This is a genomic window from Candidatus Avedoeria danica, assembly GCA_016703025.1.
Taxonomy (GTDB): domain Bacteria; phylum Chloroflexota; class Anaerolineae; order Epilineales; family Epilineaceae; genus Avedoeria; species Avedoeria danica.
Map to the genome: position 1 here is coordinate 158,720 of JADJCV010000004.1, position 23,189 is coordinate 181,908.

A 23,189-nucleotide genomic window follows, 5' to 3' on the forward strand; every position below is an offset into this window, starting at 1 on the left:
AGGGGGCGGGCCGGATGGGATCAAGTCCGGAACAGGCGGAGCTGCCTCGTCACGGGCCAAGTCAACGCGCGCCCATATGTGAGATCATTTGTGAGATCACGATTGGATACCGCTACGGCCTGGGCGTATCCGCGCCCATTCGTCTGCGTTGTCACTTGCAGCCCCCGCTGCGCGGTCATGGGTTGGCCGCGGCGTTATCGGAGCGTAAGCGTCCAATGGGGGCGGTGTGTGTGCCCGAAAGGGCGAAACGGAACCGCTGTCCAAATGATCGCCCCGTGGTCCGGCCCGCCCTCAAGCGGGCGACCGATGCAGAGGCCGTCCGCCCCATTCGAGCGGACGGTCAGCCGTGCTTGTTGCCTGGTTGACCTGCAATTCACGGCACCTGCGCCTTCCCCAACCCCAATCACAACGGAACGGCTGCAGGCTGGCGACTCCGCCGGTCCCCGAGCCGCGGCCCCCGCATGCGCCGTGACGGCGTCCGCGGGTGGCCGTTTCCGCGCTTCCATCCGGAGGTAGTCCGCCCATGACATCCATCGAACGAATGCCTGTCGCCGTGAAGTGCTGCGTGTCCTGGATCTCGCGGCAGACCGTCATGCGCCTGCTGCGCGTGACGGTGAAGGCCGGCTTGGCCCTTCTGGTGACCGTCATCGTCAGCGCGCAGGGACCGCCCGAGTCGGTCGCGGCCATCGGCACGGCGCCGCCGCTCGGCACGGCGGGCAGCTTCGCGGTCCTGGCCGGGAGCACGGCCACGAACACCGGACCGACGATCGTCAACGGCGACCTCGGGGTCAGCCCAGGCAGCGCGGTGACGGGTTTCCCGCCCGGCGTGGTGGTGGGCGGCATCATCCACGCCGCGGATGCGGTCGCGGCGCAGGCGCAGTTGGATGCCACGACCGCCCGGAACAACCTCGCTGGGCAGGCGTGCGATACGAACCTCACCGGCATGGATCTGGGAGGCATGATACTAACACCCGGCGTCTACTGCTTTTCCACGTCGGCCTTCCTGTCGGCCGGGACACTGACGCTGAACGCGTTGGGTGATCCGAACGCCGTGTTCGTCTTCCAGATCGGCTCGACGCTGATCACGGGCTCCGGCACGTCCGTCGTCATCATCAACGGCGGCCAGGAGTGCAACGTCTTCTGGCAGGTAGGCAGTTCGGCGACGCTCGGCACGACGACGTCCTTCAGAGGGAACATTCTGGCGCTCGCCAGCGTGACCTTGAACACCGGTGCGACGCTCCTGGGCCGCGCGTTCGCCAGCGTCGGCGCGGTGACGATGGACGCCAACGTCATCACCCGCGCCGATTGCATCGTCCCGGGCGAACCGGACGTCGAGCTGGACCTGACGAAGACCGACTCCCCGGATCCGGTGATTGCCGGCCAGAACCTGACCTACGTCCTGACGGTCACGAACAACGGCACGGACCCCGCGCCGAACGTGACGATCATCGACAACTTGCCGGTGGGAACGGTCTTCGTGTCCGCGACGCCCAGCACCGGCGGAATCTGCACGCTGAGTGGCGGCAACGTCGTCACCTGCGTCTGGGCCGGCGACACGGCGCCCGGCGGCACGCGCAGCGTGACGATCGTGGTGCGCGTCTGCCCGGACGTGCTGTGCGGAACGATACTGGTCAACACTGCCGTCGCCTCGGCGGACTTCGGCCTGCCGGACCCGGCGACGACGGCGACGACCGTGGGCACGCGGTCCGACTTGTCGATCACGAAGACGCGGACCAGCCCGGTCGGCCCCGGCACCGCCGGGCAGAACATCACCTACAGCATCGTCGTCACGAACGCCGGACCGTCCAACAGCGTGAACACGATCGTCACGGATATCCTGTCGGCGAACCTGCAGTTCGTTTCGGCGACGTCGACCCTCGGTACGTGCAGCGCAGTCGGGCAGACGGTCACGTGCACCTTGGGCACGTTGGGTGCTCCGGGGCAATGCGCCACCACCCCTGTCCCGCAGACCGCCACGATCACGCTCGTCGCGCGGACCTGCCCCGAGGCATTGTGCGGCTCGGCCATCGCCAACACGGCGACGGTGTCGGGCGGCAACCTGGCCTGCGCGAACAACCTGCCGGACCCGAACACGGCGAACAACAGCTCCTTGGTCAACACGAGCGTGCAGACGCAGTCCGACCTATCGATCGTCAAGACGCAGACGAGCCCGGCAGGCAACGTCGTCATCGCCGGCCAGAACGTGACGTACGGCATCGTCGTCACGAACGCCGGGCCCTCCAACAGCATCAACACCGTCGTGACGGACATCCTGTCGGCCAATCTGCAGTTCGTGTCGGCCACATCGACGCAGGGCACGTGCAGCGCGGTCGGGCAGACGGTGACGTGCACGATCGGGTCGCTCGGCCCGGTCGGGATCACGCAGTGCGCCATCGGCACGCCTTTGCCGACGATGGCGACGATCACGCTCGTGGCGCGGACGTGCCCGGAGACGGTCTGTGGCGCGATCATCCGCAACACGGCCTCGGTGACCGGCGGCGACCCCAATTGCGAGACCTTCAATCTGCCGGATCCCACCCCGGCCAACAACACCTCGTTCGTCGACACGACGGTGCAAACGCGGTCCGACCTGTCGATCGTGAAGACGCAGACGAGCCCGGCGGGCGGTGTCGTCATCGCCGGGCAGAACGTGACCTACAGCATCTTGGTCACCAACTCCGGCCCGTCGAACAGCCTGAACACCGTCGTCACCGACATCCTTTCGGCTAACCTGCAGTTCGTGTCGGCCAGTTCGACGGTCGGCATGTGCAGCGCGGTCGGCCAGACGGTGACGTGCAACATCGGGTCGCTCGGCCCGGTCGGGATCACGCAGTGCACCACCGGTCCGCTGCTGCCGACGATGGCGACGATCACGCTCGTGGCGCGGACGTGCCCGGAGACGGTATGCGGCGCGATCATCCGCAACACGGCCACGGTGGCCGGCGGCCCGGTCGGCTGCGCGAGCAACCTCGCGGACCCGACGCCGGCGAACAACACTTCGTTCGTCGACACGACCGTTCAGACGCGCTCTGACCTGTCGATCACGAAGTCGCAGACGAGCCCGGCGGGCGGTGTCGTCATCGCCGGCCAGAACGTGACATACAGCATCGTCGTGTCGAACGCCGGACCCTCCAACAGCATCAACACCGTCGTCACCGACATCCTGTCCGCCGGCCTGGCGTTCGTTTCGGCCACATCGACCCAGGGCACATGCAGCGCGGTCGGGCAGACGGTGACGTGCACCATCGGGTCGCTCGGCCCCATCGGGATCACGCAGTGCACCACCGGCACGCCGTTGCCGACGACGGCGACGATCACCCTCGTGGCGCGGGCGTGCCCGGAGGCGGTGTGCGGCGGCCCGATCCGCAACACGGCAACGGTGACCGGCGGCCCGGTCGGCTGCGCGAGCAACCTCGCGGACCCGACCCCGGCGAACAACACCGCCTTCGTCGACACGACGGTGCAGACGCGGTCGGACCTGTCGATCACGAAGACGCAGACGAGCCCAGCGGGCGGTGTCGTCATCGCCGGCCAGAACGTGACGTACAGCATCGTCGTCACGAACTCGGGGCCGTCCAACAGCATCAACACGGTGGTCACCGACATTCTGCCGGCGAACCTGCAGTTCGTCTCCGCGGTCTCCACATTGGGGTCGTGCAGCGCCGTCGGCCAGACCGTGACGTGCACCATCGGCTCGATGGGGCCGGTGGGCATCACGCAGTGCACCACCGGCACGCCGCTGCCGACCGTCGCGACGATCACGCTCGTCGTGCGGACGTGCCCGGAAGCGGCGTGCGGCGCCCCCATCCGCAACACGGCCACGGTGGCCGGCGGGCCGGTCGGCTGCGCGAGCAACCTCGCGGACCCGACGCCGGCGAACAACACCGCCTTCGTCGACACGACCGTGCAGACGCGCTCCGACTTGTCGATCACGAAGACCAAGACGAGCCCGCCGGGCAACTTCGTCATCGCCGGGCAGAACGTCACGTACAGCGTCGTCGTGACGAACGCCGGGCCGTCGAACAGCCCGAACACCGTCATGCTGGACACGCTGCCCGTACAGACCTCCTTCGTGTCGGCCACGCCCACACAGGGCACGTGCAGCCACCTGAACGGCGTCGTCACGTGTGCCATCGGGACGCTCGGTCCGGTGGGCATCGCGCAGTGCACCACCGGCACCCCGTTCCCGACGCAGGTGACGATCACGATCGTCGTAAACGTGCCGCTCGACACCCCGTCCTCGGATCCGACGTGCGGCTGCAACGGATCACCGCTTACGAACGTGGCAAGCGTGACCGGCGGAACGCCGAACTGCCTGAGCCAACTGCCGGATCCCACCCCCGCCAACAACACCGCGTCGCTCGTGACGCAAGTCAGCGCGGGAGCCGACGTCGTCGTCGCCGCGCCGGAGATCGCCGGCCCCGAGTGCTTCGCCGCCGGCGACGAGCTGACGATCACGCAGGCCTTCTCGAACGACGGGGTCTGCGCCGTCACGGACCAACCGGACGGACCCGGGCCGGAGTTCGAGATCTTCCTGCCGGCCGGCGTCGTGGGGCAGCCGGGCAGTTGCACCGTCCTCCAGGGCGGCGGAACGTGCACCATCACGGCCAACCACGTGGCGTGGAACGGTGTGATCCCGGTGGGCGCCACGATCATCCTCGAGTACCGGGTCCGGATCCTCGGCGGGATCGCCTTCGGCACCGAGTTCTGCTTCCTCGGACAGGTGCACTTCGACCAGTGCAACATCGCGGGCAGCGGCCGCGGTGGGACCACGACGTGCGCTGTGGTCGACTGCCCGTCGATCATCGCGCCGAACACGCAGCTCTCCAACCAGGTCCACCTGCCGATCCTGAACTTCCTCGGCCAGGACGACGTCTGCGAGAGCTGGATCGAGGTCCAGAACATCGGCTGTCAGGTCGCCAAGGCGGCCCTCATCACGTGGGGCGAACCCGGCTTCTGCCCGCCGCAGGCCGCCGGTCCGCTGAAGGTGGAGTGCACGGGCCTCTTGAAGCCGGGCAGCAGCTGGAACCTGTACGGCGCCCAGGTGCCGACGGGCTCGAAGTCCGGCATCCTGTTCAAGCTGTCCGGCCGGCAACTGTCCGAGGACGGGATCGATGTCATCCCCGAGGACGACATCACGGGCGACTACGTCTGCGAGGTCCTGTTCTTCAACGTCGTCGGCGACGCGGACGATTACCGCCGCTTCAAGAAGGCGTACGACGAGGGGCTGATCTTCGACGGGATCGACATGTCGCGCGCGGCGCCGAGCGACGGTGCGCTGGCGGTGGACGTGCACCGGACGTGCCCGGGCGACGTGACGCCGGGTGTGGACGTGACGAGCAAGTACGGCGGCATCGCGGGCACGCACCTGGGCGTGTACGACGACGTCTACGGCGGCTACGGGTTCTACGTGCCGTTGGTGTACGCCAGCAAGGCCGGGTACAACTCGATCATCTACATCCAGAACGGCGGGCTGATGTGCTCGTCGATCGAGATCTGGTTCCAGCAGCAGGAGGACTGCCTGCGGGCGACGATCTGCGACATCGCGACGCTCGCCCCGGGCGAGACGTACCAGCTGGACGCGAACGACTGCGTCGGGCCGGACTTCCAAGGCTCGGCCTGGATCCGCTCGACGCAGCGGATGGGGATCGCCGTCGACATCATCGGCCACGACCTGCTGATGACGTACGTCGGCGAGCCATCCGAGATCAACTACACGTTCGACCCGAACGGGGCGACGTACACCGCCGGCAACCAGGTCGGGTTCGCACCGCTGGTGTACAGCGAGTACCAGGGCTGGGACAGCGCGATCCAGGTGCAGAACCTGAGCCCGGTGGTGGCGGCCAAGGTGAAGGTGTACTTCCTGGACCGCGGCGGGGACATCATCACGACGCTCATCGACTGGGTCTGCCCGCGCGGGAGCCAGACGTTCTTCCTGCCGCTGGTGGCGGCGCTGCCGGGGAACTGGGTGGGATCGGCGCGGGTGGAGAGCCAGGAGTGGATCTCGCCGGGGAGCCCGAACGTGCTGGCGCCGAACGTCGTCTCGGTCGCGACGCTGATCGAGTACTCGGACGCGGCGCGGACGGCGGCCACCCAAGGCATCGCGTACAACCTGCTGCCGGAGCACAAGATCTTCGACTGGCAGATCGGCCAGCGCACGGGCGGGAACTTCGAGGCGGGCGTGGGCCTGATCGCGATCCCGAGCGTGCTGAAGGACCTCGGGAGTTCGGGGCTGACGACGGAGATCGCGATCGCCAACGTCGTGCCGAAGCCGGGCTTCACGGACCTCGTGATCTACCTGTACGACCAGAACGGGTTGATCGACTACATCTGCCAGAAGCTGAACGAGAAGCAGGTGGAGTACATCGACCTGCAGACGTGGGGCTGGATCAACAACGGGTTCAAGGGCAGTGCGGTGATCAGCGCGTGGTTCTGGGAGCACGACGTGTTCGACGGGACGGGCTTCTTCCTGCGCAACCTCGTGGGCCTCGGGGCCGTGGCGATCGAGCGCAAGGGCGCGCGGCTCGGCGAGGACGTGCCGGGCGACGAGGCAGCGGGGGATCGCGGGATCCCGTTCGCAAACACGTACGACGAAGATGGGAACCCGCTGTTCGAGTACTGCTTCATGGGCCCGCTGCCGCTTTGCCCGGGGTTCGTGGACGCGCGACCGGTGGCGTGCGCCGTCAAGCAGCAGAGCTTCGCGTGCGACAACTGCCCGGTGACGATCCCGCAGCTCGGCCTGGCGCCGGACGCGGTGGTGAACGTGACGGGCGCGGCGCTGTGCCAGGTGGCGGACGTGGACATCACGCTCGACATCCAGCACACCTGGAACAATGACATCGTGATCGACGTGTCGAGCCCGGCGGTGGCGGACGTGGTGCTGGCGGGGCAGATCTGCGGCGCGGACGACAACATGCAGGCGATCGTGGACTCGGATGCTGCGGCGCCGCTGGGTTCCGTGTGTCCGCCCGCCGGGTTCCTGCGCTACACGCCGGGCGGCGCAGGCTCGGCGCCGGATGGGCTGGACGCATTCGACGGTCGGAACCCGGACGGGACGTGGATCCTGTCGGTGAACGACCTGGTTGGTGGGGACGGCGGGGCGGTGCGAGGCTGGTCGGTGGATATCACGTATCGGTAGGCCGGACGTCGACCGTGGCGCTCTCGGCGCCCGGTGCGGCCACGGCTGCACCGGGCGCCGTTGTTCGTGATGGCGAAGTGTCCGCTGCAAGCAGCACAACCCTGTATCAAGACGCGGGAATCGCGCGTACAATCGTTCACCCCGTGCTTCCACAAGCCAGGAGTTCGGCATGTCGCTCTCCGTCACCTCGCTCGTACGTGCCGCTCGCGCGCTGGCGCTGGCCTTGCCGATCGTCATCCTGTTGGCCGCGTACACGGCGGCAACGGCCTTCGCGGCGGTGATCTGCGTCCCGAGTGACGCCGTCGACGGCAGCTGCACCGTCGGCCAGTCGCAGGCCACGATCCAGGCCGCGATCAACGCCGCCGTGACGGGGGTGGACACCGTGCGGGTCGGACCGGGCACGTACAACGAGAACCTGACCCTCGGCAAGAACATTCCGCTGCTCGGCGCCCAGAATGGCGTGGCCGCGTGCGGGCGTGTGGCCGGCGAGTCGGTCATCACGGCGGCCACCGGCGACCTGCTGACCCTCGTCACGGGTTCCGCCGGCGCACGGATCAACGGCTTCCACTTCTCGGGCGCCACGCGCGGGATCGTTTCGGCCAGCGGTCCGATCGACGCGATCGAGATCCGAAACAATCGGTTCACGGGCTTCACCGCGTCCGGCGTCTTCCTGAACGACACCGGCATCGACATCACCGTCGATCAGAACGAGCTCGACGGCGCCGGCAAGACCGGCGGCGGCGCCTCGTTCCACCTGGACACGGACGGCTTCGACGGCTTCCACTTCACGAACAACTGCGTCCAGAACGCCGCCCTCGGTGCCGGCTTCTTCACGGACGGCGTCCGCAACGTCGGCCTGAGCGCCAACCGCGGTCCGCTGTTCGACGGCAACCTGTTCGTGAACCAGGTGACGAACGTCGGGGTGAACATCGGCAGCCGCGCGGTCGAGGACGCCGTCTTCAGCAACAACGTCTTCCGCCTGAACGGCTTCGACGGCCTGCAGGGCGGCCCGATCCGCACGACGTTCACCGGCAACACGTTCGATCGCAACGGGCGGTCCGGCCTGGTCATGACGTCGTTCGGCAACCAGACCGCCGGCCGTGGCTCGTCGTTCGTCACGATCTCCCAGAACTGCTTCGTCGACAACGGGCTCGTGCAGGTTAGCGGCGGCGGCCTGCGCTTCTCGGCCCAGCCGGACAACCAGGCGACGAACGTCTTCAACAACAACGATTTCATCGGCAACACGCCCGGCGCCGCCAACTCCGACGCCGACACGATCAACGGCACGCTGAACTACTGGGGCGCGGCCGACGGCCCGTCCGGCGACGGCGCCGGCTCCGGCGATGCCGTCCAGGGTACCCTCGGCGGCGGCGCGATCACGTTCATCCCGTTCGCCACGACGCCGCAGACGGCCCTCGGCTCGCTGTGCAACCCGGCCCCCACCGTCACGCCCACTCCCACCACGACGCCGACGCCCGGCGTTGCGCAGGCGACGCAGATCGCCGGCGTCATCGACTCCGGCTCGATGGTCGGCGGCGAAGCCCTCGGCGACCTCGTGCCGCGGGCACCGCAGGCTCGATCGCAGCTGGCGGCGGGACGCGCACGCCTCGGCGCGCTCGGCGCGATCGTGGCGATGGGCGCGGCGGCGTTGGCGTGGGTGGCGTGGCGGCGGGTGGGGTAGGGGCCGGCGGCACGCCGAACCAGGGCGAACCATGCTGGATCATCGCGGTTGAGTCAGGCACTGGGGCTGGCGGGGCGACGCCTGACAGTTCACTGTCAGGCTCGTTCATGACGAAGCCCCTGTCGGGGTTGGTGCTTGGCTTTGAGCGTGCACGTGTGCAAACCGGTGTCGAGCCCGCACGCGTGTCGTCGCCTGACTGCATGAAGATTCCGGAGCGAACATCCCTGCTACGGTTCGCTCGGCGCTCGACCAGCAGGACGTGGTGATCTCCCCGATGCTCTATCAGCGGGCGTTGATCACCAAGGACGTAGACATCCGGGCGCAATACGCGCACGCGTACTGGGAGGATGGTGCCTGACCTGGGATCGGACGACCCTGCGGAGGGCGAGATCGCGACCTCCGACGACCTGATCGCCCGCGTCCAGCGCGCCGTCCGCGGGGACGTCGTGTTCGTCCCGTACGACCCGGCGAGGCTGGATCGGTTCCGCGCCGAGCGGGATCACCTGCGCGCCGGCCCGCCACGCGATCACCCTCGCCGCGGCTTGAGCCGCGGGCGGTCGTCGGTCGCGCGGTCGCGCAGGAACGGGGCCGATCAGCGCTTTTGCGCCAGACCCGCCGCGTCGCCCAGCAGCCCGAGCAACTCCGTCAGCGCACCCGCCAGGTCACCGCGCTCGATCGGCTCGAGGTTCGCCAGGATGGACCGGTACGACACGGCGTGGTGCAGGGGCAGGACGATGTCGTTCAACGCCAGGGCATCGTCCAGCACGGCTCGCGGCACCAGCGTCGACCACTCCTGCAAGTACGCATCCCGCCAGCCCGCGGCAAGCTCCAGATCCTTCGTCTCGTGCGGCGTGAGGAGGTCCATCATGGCCGGCCCGATGCAGGCGTCCGTCCAGTCGATGAACACCGGTTCGCCGTCGCGCAGCAGCGTGTTCCCGAGGTGCAGATCGCCGTGGACGATGGCCGGCGGCACGTCGAGCGCGGCCAGCCGGTCGAGCGCCGCGCGGATCGTCGGCTGCGCGAGCCGGAGCTGATCGAGACGTTCCGGCGCAACGTAGGCGGCCGTCAAAGGGTCGTCGAGCAGCGGCCCGAGCTGGTCGATCAGCACGGGCAGCCGCCGATCGATGCAGCCCGCCGCCAACAGGTCGGCCACCGCCGGGACGCTGGCCACCTGGAGCCGGGCATGGGCGCGCGCCGCGGCGATGGCCAGCTCGCGCCGCTGCGGGTCGGTCAGGTCGGGGAGCGCCCACACCGGCTGGCCCTCGTCCGCCATGAGCAGCCAGCCGTCGCCGGGCCGGGCGGCCAGCACGCGCGGCAGCCGATCCGGCCAGCGCTCGGCCAGCGCGGCCGTGAGGGTGGCCTCGTCCACGAAGAGCGGTTGGGCCGGCGTGGCAGCCTTGACGTAGACCGTCCCGGCGTCCGTCCCGGCGCAGTACACCGCCGCCAGGCTCCACACCTTCACCGGCTCCAACGCCGTCTGCCGCCGCCGGCCGGCCGCGGCCAGGGCGTCGTCCGTCCAGCGGAGAAGGGCCGCGTGCCAGCCGGTGCGCTCGCGGGCCCAAGGCGGGCGGAGCGCCGGCACGCCGTCCGTCCCGCTGGCCAGGGCCAGCTCGGCCGCCGCGCGCGCCCAAGGGGTGTCGAGTGCAGCCGCCGCCTTTGCGTCGATCCACTTCCAGCCGGCCGGCGGATCTTCGCCGGCCGGTGCAAGCTCGGCCAGCATGGCCAACTCCCGTACACCCTCAGGCCCCTCATCGACCTCGGCCAGTCGGCGCAGGAGAACCGGCACGGCCGTGGGCGCCGCGCCATACAGCGCCGACGCCAGCGCCTCGCCGAGCGGGCGATGGTCGCCATGCCACGTCCGCGCCGCCAACTCGACGACGGGCAGCACCCACCCGGTGCCCGCCGGCCGGGCCAGAACGCGCTCGAGGCGCGGGTGGAGGATGGCGGCGGTCAGGCGGGTAGGCATGGGCGCGCTAGATATAGAGCCGAGTCGCGGCGGCGTCAACGGGAGACGGGGCGAACGCATCCAACATGCCGGCGATCGCCGGCTGCGTTTGATGCGTTCGCCCTGCCTTCGCCGCCGCCGTTGCACCGCACGATTAACGGTTGCGCGGCGGTCCCGCGGCGGCGAAACCCCCTTCCGCTCGCCCGTGCAGCCCGTACACTGGCCGCACGGGTGAACGTGGTTCATCCGCGTTTGATTCGACTTTCACGCTTAAGGAGGGTTTGGGTATGGCCACACTGTTCGAAGCGATCGTCGCCTTTGGTCCGCGCCTGATCCAAGGGCGCACCGCCGAGCTGGAGGATCTGGTGCCCATGCTCAGCAAGCGCAGCGGGCTCTCGGCGCTGGACGCCGAGATGGTATTGCGCGAGCTGGCGGGCGTCGTGACGCACCAGCTGCGCGCCGGCACGGCGGTGAAGCTGCCGGGGCTGGGGCGGCTGCGCGCCAGCCTTTCACGCACCGGCACGCTGCGCATCCACCTGAGCGTCGATGCCGACCTGCTCAGGGCGATGAACGCGCCCGGCACCTACCGCGGCGAGATCCGCAACCGCTCCCGGATCGGCCTGGACGACGCCGGCTACAAGTCGCTATGGGACGCGGCCCATCCGGAGGATCCCATGGAGCTGCCGGCGGGGTCGGCGGCGCGGGCGGCCTAGCGGACGCGGCGCCGGGACAGATGGGATTCGGCATTTGAGCTGGGCGTTGGGCGTTTGAGGTTTGGGATTCGGCTAGGGTATGGGCTCAGATCGAGGGGCGGTCGGCTTGGTCCGGCCGCCCCTTGTTGTTGGAAAGCTACGGGAGGTGGCCACGGACCCTGCGGCGAGCGTGGCGTCGGGCGCGGCAGAAGGGGCGGTAGATCACAGTGATGTTGGGGGCAGATCATTGTGATGTTCGCGTAGATCACGGTGATGTTGGAGCGCTTGGCCTGCGGACCTCACCCGCGCCCGCTATCGGTTGACGCCGGCGGTCGCGTGTCTATCATCAGCGCCCCCGGCACAGCCCTCCCACCCGCCACCTTGAGGACGCGCGCCCACGCATGGCCACCGATGCTTTCCGCGACATCGAGCGGCTGGAGTCCGATCTGTGGGAGGCGGCGGACAATCTGCGTGCCAACTCCAAGCTGACGTCCAGCGACTACTTCATGCCCGTGTTGGGCGTGATCTTCCTGCGCCACGCGGCCAACCGGTTTGCGGCGGCGGAACGGCAGATCGCGGCCGATCAGGACAGCGGGAAGATGCCGCGGCGTGCGATCAAGCCGGAAGACGGCCACAGTCATAGCCTTGGACAGACTCACGCCGCCATCCTGATGCGCCCAGACCTGGACCGGGGCTGAACCGGCAGGTCGAGGTGTTCGAGAAGCCACCCGAACAAGTTGGTGGGCGGCTGGCCGAAGAATCGCTCGGCAGCGGTGGTGCCGTCCGGGCGCCGGGCGTAGAAGTTCTGGATCGTGGTCAGCGCTTTCAGGCGCGGTTTGGCGAGGCGGTGGAGGCCGTGGTGGTAGCGGTCGAGGTGGCCGTTGCTCCCTTCGACGCAAGCCGAGGATCGGACGAACAGGGCGACCTGGGTAGCGGCGACGCATTCAACGTGCTGCCGAGCTGTGGGGCAGAGGGCCATGAACGGACTTGCCGGTGCTCGCGCCTTGGCCAGGAGGGCTTGGCTCACCGAGGTGATGGTCGCGCGATCCACGGCGGTGCGCGCGCGAGCGGCGGCGCGAGCCAGGTAGAGGCCGGGAATGAGTTCCGTCCGGACGACGTCCAAGACGGCCGGCGCCAGGGCCAGCGCGTCGAGGGCGCGCTCCAGCTGGCCGTGGAAGAAGGCGACGGCAGCGACGAACTTGGGCAGTACGCGACGGGCCTTGGCGATGCGCTCGCGGCAGCGCTCGGGGAGGTTGGCGCGCCCGGCGACATCGTCGATTGTCTGAAAGGCAGCCGTGAACGCGTCGCGGACCATGTCCGCCGTGCGGAGCGCGCCGGTCGCCAGATCGTACGGATGGTAGGCGCCGCTCAGGCCGCGAACGGCGGCCTTGACGTCGTCCCCGTCGTTGCAGACCGTTTCGTAGGCAGTGCGCGGGGCGTCTTCGGTCGCCTGCGCGGCGGCGATGTAGCGGTCGTAGTTCATCGGCCGGCCGGGACCGCGGGGTCCCTCTTCGTAGTCCGCCTTGTTCTTGCGCCAGCGCGCCGTGTACGCCTCGGCCGCCTCGAGCACCTCCAGCGGCCGGTCCAATCGAGCAGCCAGCGGGCGACTGGTCGCCTTGAACAGGTCGCGCTGCACGTGGAACAGGTCGGGTCCGTAGCCCACCCCCAGGCCGTCGCGGGCATGCGCGATCAGACCCTTGGCCTCGTCGCCGACCACTTGAACCACGGTCACCGGCAGGCCGGCGAGCGCGTCCGCCAGCGCCTTCGTCCACGTCGCTCCGTCGCGGCGATCGCTGTACTGTTCCACGAGGATCAGCCCGCTGTCCGCATCGATCGCCACCAAGCACGTCTCGGGATGGAACGTCTCGTCCTCGCACACGACGATCGTCTTCGCCGCCATGGCGGCCCCGAGTCGACGTCGTTCGGCGTCCGCGTACGTGCCCAACAACTCCGTCATCCGCGTCATCACCCGGTGCTGGCTCCCATGCGAGGCCCCGACAAAACGGTCCAACTCGCTGAGTTTCAAGAACTCGCTCACCCGATCGGCACCGCAGCCCCCGGCCTGCACGAACACCAGATGGGCCGCCGTGACGATCCGGTGCAGCAACGCCAACCCCTCCGGACTGACGAAGTAGTCCCGCGACGCTGGCGACGCGTCGATCCCCGCCTTCTGCCCCAACCAGTGGTACAGCGTGCTGCTTGCCACCCCAGCCTCGGCCGCTGTGGCCCGCACCCCGCGGCCCATCGCCCGCCCTGTTTCGGCGCTCTCGACAAGAGCCACCATCCGCGCCCGCTGGCGGTTCGGTGTCACTGGCGCCCGACACTCGGCGGCGGTATCCTGTCCGGACACGGCTCGGCTCCCGGTTTTGGCAAGTCTGCAAACTCACCTTACCGGCCCGAGCCGTGCTTGTCTATGCCCTCTGAGTTGCTCCTACGCCTCCGGCGTGTCCAAGGCTATGACTGTGGCCGTGCGGAACTCGAGGCCAACTGGGTCCGAATGAAGGCCGGCCAAGCGCTGGACCGGATCGAACCACTCGACTGATAGGACTGACAATGATGGACTACCTACCGCTCGTCATCGGCGCCGAGTACCGGAGCGAGTACCGTATCCACATCTGGTTCAGCGACGGAACGGCAAAGACCGTCGACTTTTCGGGGTGGCTGGACGGCCCAATCTTCGAGCCGCTCCGCGAGCCGACGTATTTCCGCGGCTTCTTCGTCGATGGTGGAACGGTCGCCTGGCCCAACGGCGCCGATATCGCGCCGGAGACGCTGTACGAAGCGGCGGATTGCCGGGCGGCTGCCTGATCGAGGCGCTGGTTCGGCGGACGATCGGAGCGTGCGATCTCTCCCCGGCATCCCATTACACTCTGCAACCCTACGCCCCGCTAGCGGTTCCTCAGCGGAGGCGAAGTATGACGACTACAGCAACGAAACTACGCGCCAACATCTATCGCATCTTGGACGAGGTCCACGAGACCGGACGGCCAGTCGAGATCGAGCACCGCGGCAAGCGGCTCAGGATCGTGCTGGCGCAACCCTGCAGCAAGCTCGCCAACCTCGAGCCGCATCCGGACTGCATCGTAGGCGACCCCGAGGATCTTGTGCATATCGACTGGTCGGAATACTGGCATGTCGAGGATCAGGAGCCCGAGTAGGGCGCCTTGTCGATCGTAGGTGCTCGGCTCTGGCACGATGGTCGGTTGTGGACTCGTGCGGCTGGCCCTCACCCTGTCCGCGCCCTGGACGGGCGCGGACGGTCCCTCTCCCGTGCTGACGCACAGGAGAGGGGGTGCCGGCACTGAGGTTGAGGGGAGCGATGTGGCGAGCGGTCCGGGGGGGGAACGAACTGGCAGGCGATGGCGTTCGTCAGCCACGGTGGCGAAAGCGGCGCAGCGATTGCGCCAGACTTCAACAGCGTCCGAGTCCGCCATGTGGGAATCGCTGCGTGATCGGCGTCTGGGTGGACTGAAGTTTCGCCGTCAACACGCGGTCAGCCGGTTCGTGGTCGACTTCTACTGCGCGACGGCGAAACTTGTCGTCGAGCTGGACGGAGCCGTCCATGACACGTCCGAGCAGGCAGGCCGCGACGCCGAACGGACCGACGTGTTGAATCGCCTCGGACTGACCGTCCTTCGCTTCCCCAACGAAGAAGTGGCCAACAACCTCCCCGCCGTCCTAACCCGAATCCTCACCGCTGCCACATCCCCCCGCCCCCCATCCAACTCCCCCTCTCCTGTGCGTCAGCACGGGAGAGGGGGGCAGGGGGGTGAGGGCCTCCCCCAATCCCCCTCCCACACCGCCTGAACCGTTATCCCCCCCTCACTCCCCCCCCAACCACCCCCACCCCCCCCCCCAACACCCCCGCCCCCACCGCAAACACCGCCCCCACCCCCCACGGCACGATCGCCGCACCGACGATCGGCCCGATGATCCCGGTGGCGTACAGCGGCAGGTAGACCAGGTTGATCGTCGCCGAGCGCCGCTCCGGCGGGACCTCGGTGGCGATCATCCCGAAGACCATCGCGCTGACGGCGGCCTGGCAGGCGGCAAAGCCGAGGGCCAGGATCGCCAGCGTCCGTACCGTCGGCATGAACGGCATCATGCCGACGGCAACCCCGCTGCCGAGGAGCGCGGTGATCAGCACCGGCCGAAAGCCGATCCGGTCGCCGATCGCCCCGCCCAGCGGCGAGACGAGCGCGCCGGCCAGCGCGGCCGTGCCGACGACGAGCGCGATCGCGCTCGCCAGGCCGGGGCCTTGGCCGGCGAGCCGCTCGACGAGCACCGGGACGTACGGCCGCGTCATCTGCGTCGCCAGCACCGCTACGCCGAAGAGCGTGAAGATGCGGCGCGTCGTCGGCTCGGACAGGACGCTGCGGAGCGCCTGGACGGCCAGCCCGACGGCCGAGCCCTGCGGCACGACGGTCGGGCGGACCTCGCGCGAGCCCACGGCCAACAGGGCGGCCGCGCCCAGCGAGAGGATGGCCGAGACGGCGTACATGAACGAGATCGACATCCCCTGCCCGTCGATCAGCCAGCCGCCGAACGCCGGTCCGGCCGCGAAGCCGACGGCGCCGCTCGCGCCGAAGAGGGCGATGGCCGTGCCGAGCCGCTTGCGCGGCGTGACGTCGCGGATCGCGGCCAGCATGACGCCCGTGTTGCCGAGCTGCAGGCCGATGAGGAGCATGCTGAACGCCAGCTGCGTCGGCGTCCGGCTGAGCGCGATCGCCGTGAAGACGACGGCCTCGACGAGCGCGCTGCGGATGATGACCGCCTTGCGGCTGTACTTGTCCGCCCAGACGCCCCACAGCGGCACGAGCGGCGCGCCGACGATGAACACCAGCGCGCCGAACAGCCCCACGAACCGCAGCCGTTCGGCCTCGGCCACGCCCATCTGCTTCAGGTAGGACGGCAGGAACGCCAGCACCTGGCTGAACGTCGCCGCCTCGATGAACGACGTGACCCAGTAGACGCCGAGCAGCACGCGCCAGTCGTCGCGCCGGATGGCCGGCCCGCCGTCCTCGATGTCGTCCGTCGAGATCTCACCCGTCACGGCATGACGATCGTCGTGCGCCCGGCGACGCTCACTGCGCGCCCGTCACCCGGAACGCCGCCGTCCCGGGCAGCGTCGAGGTGGTGCCCGCCGCCATCCAGCGCCACTCGCCCACCGTCGCGCGCACCCCGAACGCCGTGCTGATCGAGCCGTCGTCGCCGGCCGCGGCCGTGCCGAGGTCGAAGCGCAATCGGCTGCCCGGCTCGATCGCCCAGTGCTGGACGGCCTCGCCCGCCTGGAAGCCGTCGCCGCTGCCGTTGAAGCGCGTGCTCGCCGGACCGGTGCCCGGGTCGACGGACAGCGACGGGAACGCGGCCGGTGCGCCGGAGCAGACGATCAGCTGGACGTCGTCGATCACGAACGTGCTCGAGTCGCGCTTGTTGCTGCCCGCGTTGAAGATCAGCATCTGCGTCCGGTCGACGTCCAGCCGATACGCCGACAGCCGCCAGCCGTCCCGCCCTGACAGGTTGCTGAGCACCTCGAGCGACTCGGACCGCACCGTCGAGCCGTCGACCGACACGCCGACCCAGTCGAACGGGTCCTTGCTGGTGGCCGCCTCGCCGGACTGCATCCGCCAGGCGTACGTCAGGTGCGCCGAGGCCGAGCCGCGCGGCACCATCACCTGCTGCCGCAGGTCGGCCGTGACGTCGTTGCGCCCGAGGAGCTTGGCGCCGAACTTGCCGCCGCCGTGGTCGCTGGCCGCGATCCCGGTCTCGCCGTCGATCGTCCAGCCCCGCGTCCCGTCCTCGAAGTTGCCGTTCGAGATCACGTTCGTGCACGCCTGCGGTCCCTTGGTGGGCAGCGGGCGCGGCGTCGGGCTCGGACCGTCCGTCGGTACGGCCGTCGGGCCGATCGGGGTGGGCGCGTCCGTTGGGCGAACGGTCGGCCTTGGCGTCGGCGGCAGGACGGCCTGCGCGCCGCAGGCGTCGACGCGCACCGTCTTGAGGGCGTGCATGTCGCCCCAGGCGTGCGCCCACGCCACATCGCCGTCCGGCATCGTCATCATGTCGTTCCGCGCCCCGATCGGCGCTTCGATGGCCACCGGGCCTTCGATGAACGTGCCGTCCTCCTTGACGAGCGCCGCCAGGTGCGCCGCATCGGCGGTCCACGACGCCAGGAACTGGTCGCGGCCGTAGCGCGCCAGATGGGGCCCGTCCTCGACGACGGCTGCCGAGTTCGTCAGCCAGCGGACGGCGCCGATCTCGGCGTCGTTCGAGACGTGGACGAGGCCGACGTCCGTCGAGGCGCGGCCTTCGGGCGAGGCGAAGCTCATCAGGAAGCCGTTGGGCAGCGGCACCCAACCGCCGAGCCGGGCGTCCGAACCGCCCGCTCCGTCGCCGGACGGTTCGGCGCGGATCATCTGCTCCCGATGGTTGAAGTGGAAGCCCTCTTTCGGGTAGGCGTCCGACAGGCAGACCGGCCCGAAGCGCGTCCCGTTGTGGGCCAGGCGCAGGTCGAGGCTGTGGCTGCAGCCCCAGTCCCAGCCCTCGCGCTCGCGCGTGATCTTGTTGCCGTCGGGATCGAAGAACCACAGCAGGTCGCCCTGGTGCTTGCCGTTGGCGCCGAAGAACTGCGTGTGCCCGAAGTAGGCCGCGTACGTGTTCTCGGCGAACACGAGCCGCCCCTCGTGCCCCCAGCTGTCCACCCACTTGCTGCCGGCAACGGTCTGCGGCTGCAGGCCGACGAGGTCCTTCTTGAAGACCGTCCCGCCTTCCGCGTCGAGCCGCTGGAGCGACATGACGTTTCCGGTCACGATGAGCATCGCCGTGCCGCCGTCCGCGTGCGCCACGAGCCCGCGCACCTCGTCGCCCGCCACGACCACGTCCGTGGCCGACCGCCGCCCATCGCCGTCGATGGCGGTCACGTGCACTTGCTGCTCGGCATCACTCCACGCGATCTTCGCCCCGCCGTCGGCCAGCGGCGCCAGGTACATCGGCCACATCGAACGGCCTCGGTTCGCCGAAACCCGGACCTCAGCAGGGGCAACGTCGATCGACGTGACCCGGACACGCTCCTGGAGCGGTCCGCAGACGGCGACGGTCGGGGTGGCGGTGGGTTCAGGCGTGGCGGTGGCGGTCGGCAGCGGCGTGTCCGTCGGCACATCCGTTGCCGCGGCGGTCGGCACGCTCGGCGCGCCGGCGCGGCTGTGGCGGGCAAGGGCCAGCGGGAGGAACGCGGCGATCGAGTCCCGATCGGACTGCTGGAGGGCGTCCCGTCCCGAATCGGCGGCCGATGCGCCGCGCTGGGGCAGCGATGCAGCGGGCAGCGCGGTGGCGGCGAGGAGGAGGATGAGCGCGCTCGCGCGGACGATCCATCGCTGCCCGGTTCGTTGAAGCGCCATCCTATCCCCCTCGGTGCAATCGGCCAGGTATGCCGTCGGCAAGCTATGCAAGTCAGCCAGGTGTGCAATTCGGCCAAGCGTCGCCGCAACGGATGCCCGGTCGATCGTGGCACGGATCATCGGCCAGTGTAGCACCGTTCGCCGGACCATTGCCCCAGATACGTCCCAGGGTCATGCGCATGCCTGCGGGGCTCCCCCTGACCGGCTTTGCCGGCCTGTCCCGCCCCCCGACCCGAGCGCGATACAATGACCGGATGCAACTGTGTACCGCCCACCGTCCCGCGTTCTTCGCCTGTTCGTCGATCATCGCGGCCTTCGTGCTCACCGGTCTTGCCGGCCATCGCGCGACCGCCGCTGCGCCCAATCGCGCTTTCGCGCCCGTCGACTGCGCCGAGTTCGGATTCGACGGCGACCTCGATGCCGACGAGGCTGCGTGCGGGGACGTGACCGTTCCGCTGCACCACGACGATCCGGGCGGCAAGACGATCACCCTCGCGGCGGCGGTCGTGCGGCGGTCGGGCGGCTCGTCGCCAAGCGGCGCCCCGCTCATCCTCCTGCAGGGCGGCCCGGGCGCTTCGACGATCGACGCCTACCTCGACCTCGCCCTGGCGCCCGCCGACGACCCGTTCGGCCTCGCGGGCCTCCGCGCCGACCGCGACCTCGTGCTCCTCGATCAGCGCGGCACGCGCTACGGCCGGCCGGCGCTCATGTGCCCGGAGCTCGTCGACCTGACGAGGCGGACGATCGAACTCGACCTCGATGCGGACGTGGCCTACGCCCTCGAGGACGACGCCCTCGCCGACTGCCGCGAACGCCTGGACGACGAGGGTGTGGACGTGGCCGCGTTCAACAGCCTCGAGAACGCGGCCGACATCCCGGCCGTCGCCGCCGCGCTCGGCTACGACCGGTACCATGTATACGGCGTGTCCTACGGCAGCTTGCTGGCGCTCCACCTCCTGCGCCGCCGCCCAGCCGGCCTGGAGAGCGTCGTCCTCGACGGCGTCGTGCCGCCGCCGATCGACTTCAACGCCGCGGCGCCGACGTCGCTCGACGGCAGCCTGACCGCACTGTTCGATGCCTGCGCCGCCGCGCCGGACTGTGCAAGCGCCTATCCCGGCCTCGAGACCACCCTCGCGGCCGCCGTCGAGCGGCTCGACGCATCGCCGGTCCGCGTGGCGATCACGGACCCCGCCACGGGCGCGCGCTATCGCGCGATCGTCGACGGACGCACGCTTCTCGATGCCGTGCACCAGCTGTTGTACGGCGGCCCGTCGGTCCCGGTCATACCGGCCATCATCGACGCCGTTGCGCGCGGCCGGTACGGCGCGCTGGCGGAGTTCATGGGGCTCTGGACGTTCGACGACAGCATGGCCGAAGGCATGTACCTATCGACGGTCTGCAGCGAGGACGGCGACATCGACCCCGAAGCGGTGCCGCTCGACGATGTGCGGCCCTGGGTGGCCGACCAGCTGGCGGGCGATGCGGACGACGTCCTGGCGGCGTGCGAGATCTGGGACGTTCCGCTGTTCGGCGACACCGTCGACGCGCCCGTCACCAGCGACACCCCGGCGCTCCTGCTCAGCGGCCGCTTCGACCCGATCACGCCGCCGCCGTTCGCCGCCGCTGCGGCGCGCACGCTCAGCCGTGCGCAGCTCGTCGTCTTCCCGTCCGGCGCGCACGGCGCCCTCGGCGACCCATGCCCGAACGCCATCGTCGCCGCGTTCCTGGTCGACCCGACGGCCGCCGTGAACACCACCTGCACGGCCGATTCGCCGATGCCCGACTTCGTCACGCCGACCGATGCGTACTTCACGGCCGTGCCGCGGCGGTTGCTCGCGCGGCTGCTGCCGTTGACGGTGGAGGATGGGGCGGATGGAACCCAGGGGGACGATGAGCTCCTGACCTTGGACGGGCGAGCGCGCCCGACCGGCGCGGACCCGCTCGCGGCGCTGGCGCCGGCGCTCATGCTGCTGATCGCTTGGCTCGCGTTGATCACCGTGGCCGGTGGGTGGGCCGTCGGGCGAGCCTTCGGCGCCCGGTCGGACGGTCGCTGGCCGGCGCGGCTCATCCCGTGGCTGTCCGCGGGGGCCGTCCTCGCGTTGCCGACGTTCGCGGTGGGCGCCGTCGTCGTGCTCGGGGACTTGTTGGACAGCGGACGGGACGCCGTCTTGTACGTCGGCGTGCCGCGCGGCGCGGCGTGGCTGCTGTGGCTGCCGCCGTTCGCCGCGGCGTGCGGTGCCTTGCTGTTCGGCGTGACGGTGTGGGCCTGGCGCGTCCGCGCCTGGAGCGTCGCGCGCCGTCTCCACGCGTCCGTCATCGGCGCCGCCGGCCTGGCGATCGCGGTGAGCGTCGTGTGGTTGGCGGTCTGATCCAACGCGGTGTTGGGGCACGGCATGCCGTGCCCCTCCGCCCGAATCACGGCCCCGCCGTGACCTCGATCTGCCCCCCGAGCGCCACCAACGCCTCCACAAACCGCGGATAGGAGTCCGCCACCCGCGACGCCCCCGACACCACCGTCGTGCCGTGCGCCGCCAGGCCGGCGACCGCCAGCGCCATGACGATCCGGTGATCGTCCGCGCCGTCCACGTCGGCGCCGACGAGCGGCGTCGGGCCGGTGATGGCCCACCCGTCGGGGCGCACCTCGATCTCGGCGCCGAGGCGGGCGAGGCCGGCGGCGATCGCCTCGATCCGGTCGCACTCCTTGACCCGCAGCTCGGCCGCATCCCGGATCACCGAGGTGCCGACGGCTTGTGTCGCGACGACGGCCAGCAGCGGCAGCTCGTCGATGCTGCGCGGCACGAGCGCTCCGGCGATCCCGGCGGCGCGCAGCGGACGGTGGCGGAGAACGATGTCGCCGACGGGCTCGCCGCCGTGCTCGCGCCTGCCGTCGAGCGCGATGTCGGCGCCCATCGCCTCGAGCGCGTCCAGGAAGCCCGTTCGGCCCGGGTTGAGGCCGACGCCCGACAGCCGCACCTCGGCACCCGGCACGATCGCCGCCGCGGCGAGGAGGAACGCGGCGGCGGACGGGTCGTCCGGCACCGCGTACGTCCCTCCGTTGGCTGGGTCGAGGCGGACGACAGGACCGTCGAGCGTTGCGGAACGCATGTCGAAGCGGATCGGCGCGCCCATCTCGGCCAGCAGGCGTTCGGTGTGGTCGCGGACGGGGGCGGGGTAGCGGACGCGCGTCGTGCCCTCGGCGTTCAGCCCGGCGAGCAGCACGGCACTGGCCACTTGGGCGCTGGCGTGCGGCAGCACGATGTCCGCACCGACGAGCCGGCCGCCGCTGCCCACCAGCGGTGCACGCCCGTCGTGCGCGCGGATGTCCGCGCCCATCGCCCGGAGCGGCGTGATCACGCGGTCCATCGGCCGGCGGCGGAGGCCGGCAGCAGCGGTGAGCGTGAAGCGGCGGGGCTGGCCGGCCAGCAGACCGGCCAACAGGCGCATCGTCGTGCCGGAGTCGCCGCAGTCGATGCGGACGGGCGGCCCGCCGAGGCCGCAAACGCCGCTCCCGGCCACGACGACGGTGCCGTCGGCGGCGTCCTCGACGGGGACGCCGAGCGCCTCGACCGCGGCGCGCGTCCGGCGGACGTCGGCGCAAGGGGACAGGTTGGTGATCCGCGTCGGCCCGTCGGCGAGCGCACCGAGCAGCAGGATCCGGTGCGAGATCGACTTGTCGCCGACGAGCGGCGCCCGACCGCCGATCGTCCGCCCGCCGGTGACGGTCAGGCGGGCGGTGGTTGGGGCGTCATCGGTTGGCGATGGCGAAATCATGGCGAGTGCCTCACGACTTGTTGCAGTCGGTGCCGCTCTCGGACGAGTCCGCTCCGGACGAGACGGCTCAAGACAATACGGCTCAAGACAATACGGCTCTAGACAATACTGCTCTAGACAAAAAAAGGGCCCCCGGCTCGATCGAGCCGGGGGCCGTTCAACAAGCGCGCCGCATACCCGCACGCCCCGGTCGTCCGACCTGGGCGCCGCCGCATCCGCAACCGCGCAGCGCCAAGGCGCGCGGTTGCCGACGGGGGTGGTTAGCGGACGGCGGCGCGCTGAGGAGCGAGGTGGGTGATGCGCGAGCGATGGCCGCCGCGCAACCGGATCTCGCGCTTGGGCGCGGCCGGCTTCTTGTCCTCGAAGATCGCGCTGAGCAGGAGGTAACCGCCCAGCAGGCGCATGCGTTCGCGTGAACCGTGGTAGCTGCCGTCCGAACACTTCTGCCGTTCCATGTCATCCCTCCAAGTGTGGCGCGGGCCTTCGACCGCGCACTCGATCACAACCCCCAAGACCCCAATGCCCCGATGCGAACCTTGCGACGTTCGATTCCCGTTGCCGGATCGAC

13 protein-coding genes and 1 pseudogene are annotated in these 23,189 nt (G+C 70.0%); 8 read left to right on the forward strand and 6 right to left on the reverse strand.

Annotation, left to right across the window (positions count from 1 at the left end; translation table 11 throughout):
- Positions 1 to 565 precede the first annotated feature (565 nt).
- Positions 566 to 7,138, forward strand: a complete 6,573-nt coding sequence (locus IPG72_04200) for a DUF11 domain-containing protein (GenBank protein ID MBK6768224.1) — start codon at positions 566 to 568, stop codon at positions 7,136 to 7,138.
- Between the two features lie 169 nt (positions 7,139 to 7,307).
- Positions 7,308 to 8,819 carry a hypothetical protein gene (locus tag IPG72_04205; GenBank protein ID MBK6768225.1) on the forward strand — a complete coding sequence of 504 codons (1,512 nt, stop codon included), beginning with the start codon at positions 7,308 to 7,310 and terminating at the stop codon, positions 8,817 to 8,819.
- Between the two features lie 592 nt (positions 8,820 to 9,411).
- Here the strand turns inward: IPG72_04205 and IPG72_04210 are convergent.
- A complete protein-coding gene (locus IPG72_04210) occupies positions 9,412 to 10,785 on the reverse strand; it encodes an aminoglycoside phosphotransferase family protein (protein ID MBK6768226.1) in 1,374 nt (457 codons plus the stop codon).
- A gap of 266 nt (positions 10,786 to 11,051) precedes the next feature.
- Here IPG72_04210 and IPG72_04215 point away from each other — a divergent pair, with 266 nt between their 5' ends.
- Positions 11,052 to 11,477, forward strand: a complete 426-nt coding sequence (locus tag IPG72_04215; GenBank protein MBK6768227.1) for a hypothetical protein — start codon at positions 11,052 to 11,054, stop codon at positions 11,475 to 11,477.
- Positions 11,478 to 11,857: 380 nt separating this feature from the next.
- Positions 11,858 to 12,016 (forward strand): annotated as a pseudogene (locus IPG72_04220) (hypothetical protein).
- 95 nt (positions 12,017 to 12,111) lie between these two features.
- Here the strand turns inward: IPG72_04220 and IPG72_04225 are convergent.
- A complete protein-coding gene (locus IPG72_04225; GenBank protein ID MBK6768228.1) occupies positions 12,112 to 13,662 on the reverse strand; it encodes a hypothetical protein in 1,551 nt (516 codons plus the stop codon).
- 350 nt (positions 13,663 to 14,012) lie between these two features.
- Here IPG72_04225 and IPG72_04230 point away from each other — a divergent pair, with 350 nt between their 5' ends.
- From IPG72_04230 to IPG72_04240, 3 genes are all read left to right on the forward strand, one after another.
- A complete protein-coding gene (locus tag IPG72_04230) occupies positions 14,013 to 14,264 on the forward strand; it encodes a DUF2442 domain-containing protein (protein MBK6768229.1) in 252 nt (83 codons plus the stop codon).
- A gap of 107 nt (positions 14,265 to 14,371) precedes the next feature.
- A complete protein-coding gene (locus IPG72_04235) occupies positions 14,372 to 14,614 on the forward strand; it encodes a type II toxin-antitoxin system Phd/YefM family antitoxin (protein MBK6768230.1) in 243 nt (80 codons plus the stop codon).
- A gap of 37 nt (positions 14,615 to 14,651) precedes the next feature.
- Complete coding sequence (locus tag IPG72_04240) at positions 14,652 to 15,263, forward strand: DUF559 domain-containing protein (protein MBK6768231.1); 612 nt, start codon at positions 14,652 to 14,654, stop codon at positions 15,261 to 15,263.
- A gap of 4 nt (positions 15,264 to 15,267) precedes the next feature.
- Here IPG72_04240 and IPG72_04245 read toward each other — a convergent pair whose 3' ends face one another.
- Together IPG72_04245 and IPG72_04250 are read right to left on the reverse strand one after the other, a co-directional pair.
- Positions 15,268 to 16,509: an MFS transporter gene (locus IPG72_04245; protein ID MBK6768232.1), complete on the reverse strand. Its 1,242-nt coding sequence runs from the start codon at positions 16,507 to 16,509 to the stop codon at positions 15,268 to 15,270.
- A 31-nt stretch (positions 16,510 to 16,540) separates the two neighbouring features.
- Positions 16,541 to 18,850, reverse strand: coding sequence for a hypothetical protein (locus tag IPG72_04250; GenBank protein ID MBK6768233.1), 2,310 nt, complete (start codon positions 18,848 to 18,850; stop codon positions 16,541 to 16,543).
- Positions 18,851 to 19,104: 254 nt separating this feature from the next.
- Here IPG72_04250 and IPG72_04255 point away from each other — a divergent pair, with 254 nt between their 5' ends.
- On the forward strand, positions 19,105 to 21,219 hold the full coding sequence (locus IPG72_04255; protein ID MBK6768234.1) for an alpha/beta fold hydrolase: 2,115 nt from the start codon (positions 19,105 to 19,107) through the stop codon (positions 21,217 to 21,219).
- A 46-nt stretch (positions 21,220 to 21,265) separates the two neighbouring features.
- On the opposite strand, the gene aroA is transcribed toward IPG72_04255, so the two are convergent.
- Positions 21,266 to 22,621 carry a 3-phosphoshikimate 1-carboxyvinyltransferase gene (gene aroA, locus IPG72_04260; GenBank protein MBK6768235.1) on the reverse strand — a complete coding sequence of 452 codons (1,356 nt, stop codon included), beginning with the start codon at positions 22,619 to 22,621 and terminating at the stop codon, positions 21,266 to 21,268.
- Between the two features lie 260 nt (positions 22,622 to 22,881).
- Positions 22,882 to 23,076 (reverse strand): hypothetical protein, encoded by a 195-nt coding sequence (locus tag IPG72_04265; protein MBK6768236.1) that lies wholly within the window; start codon positions 23,074 to 23,076, stop codon positions 22,882 to 22,884.
- Positions 23,077 to 23,189 lie beyond the last annotated feature (113 nt).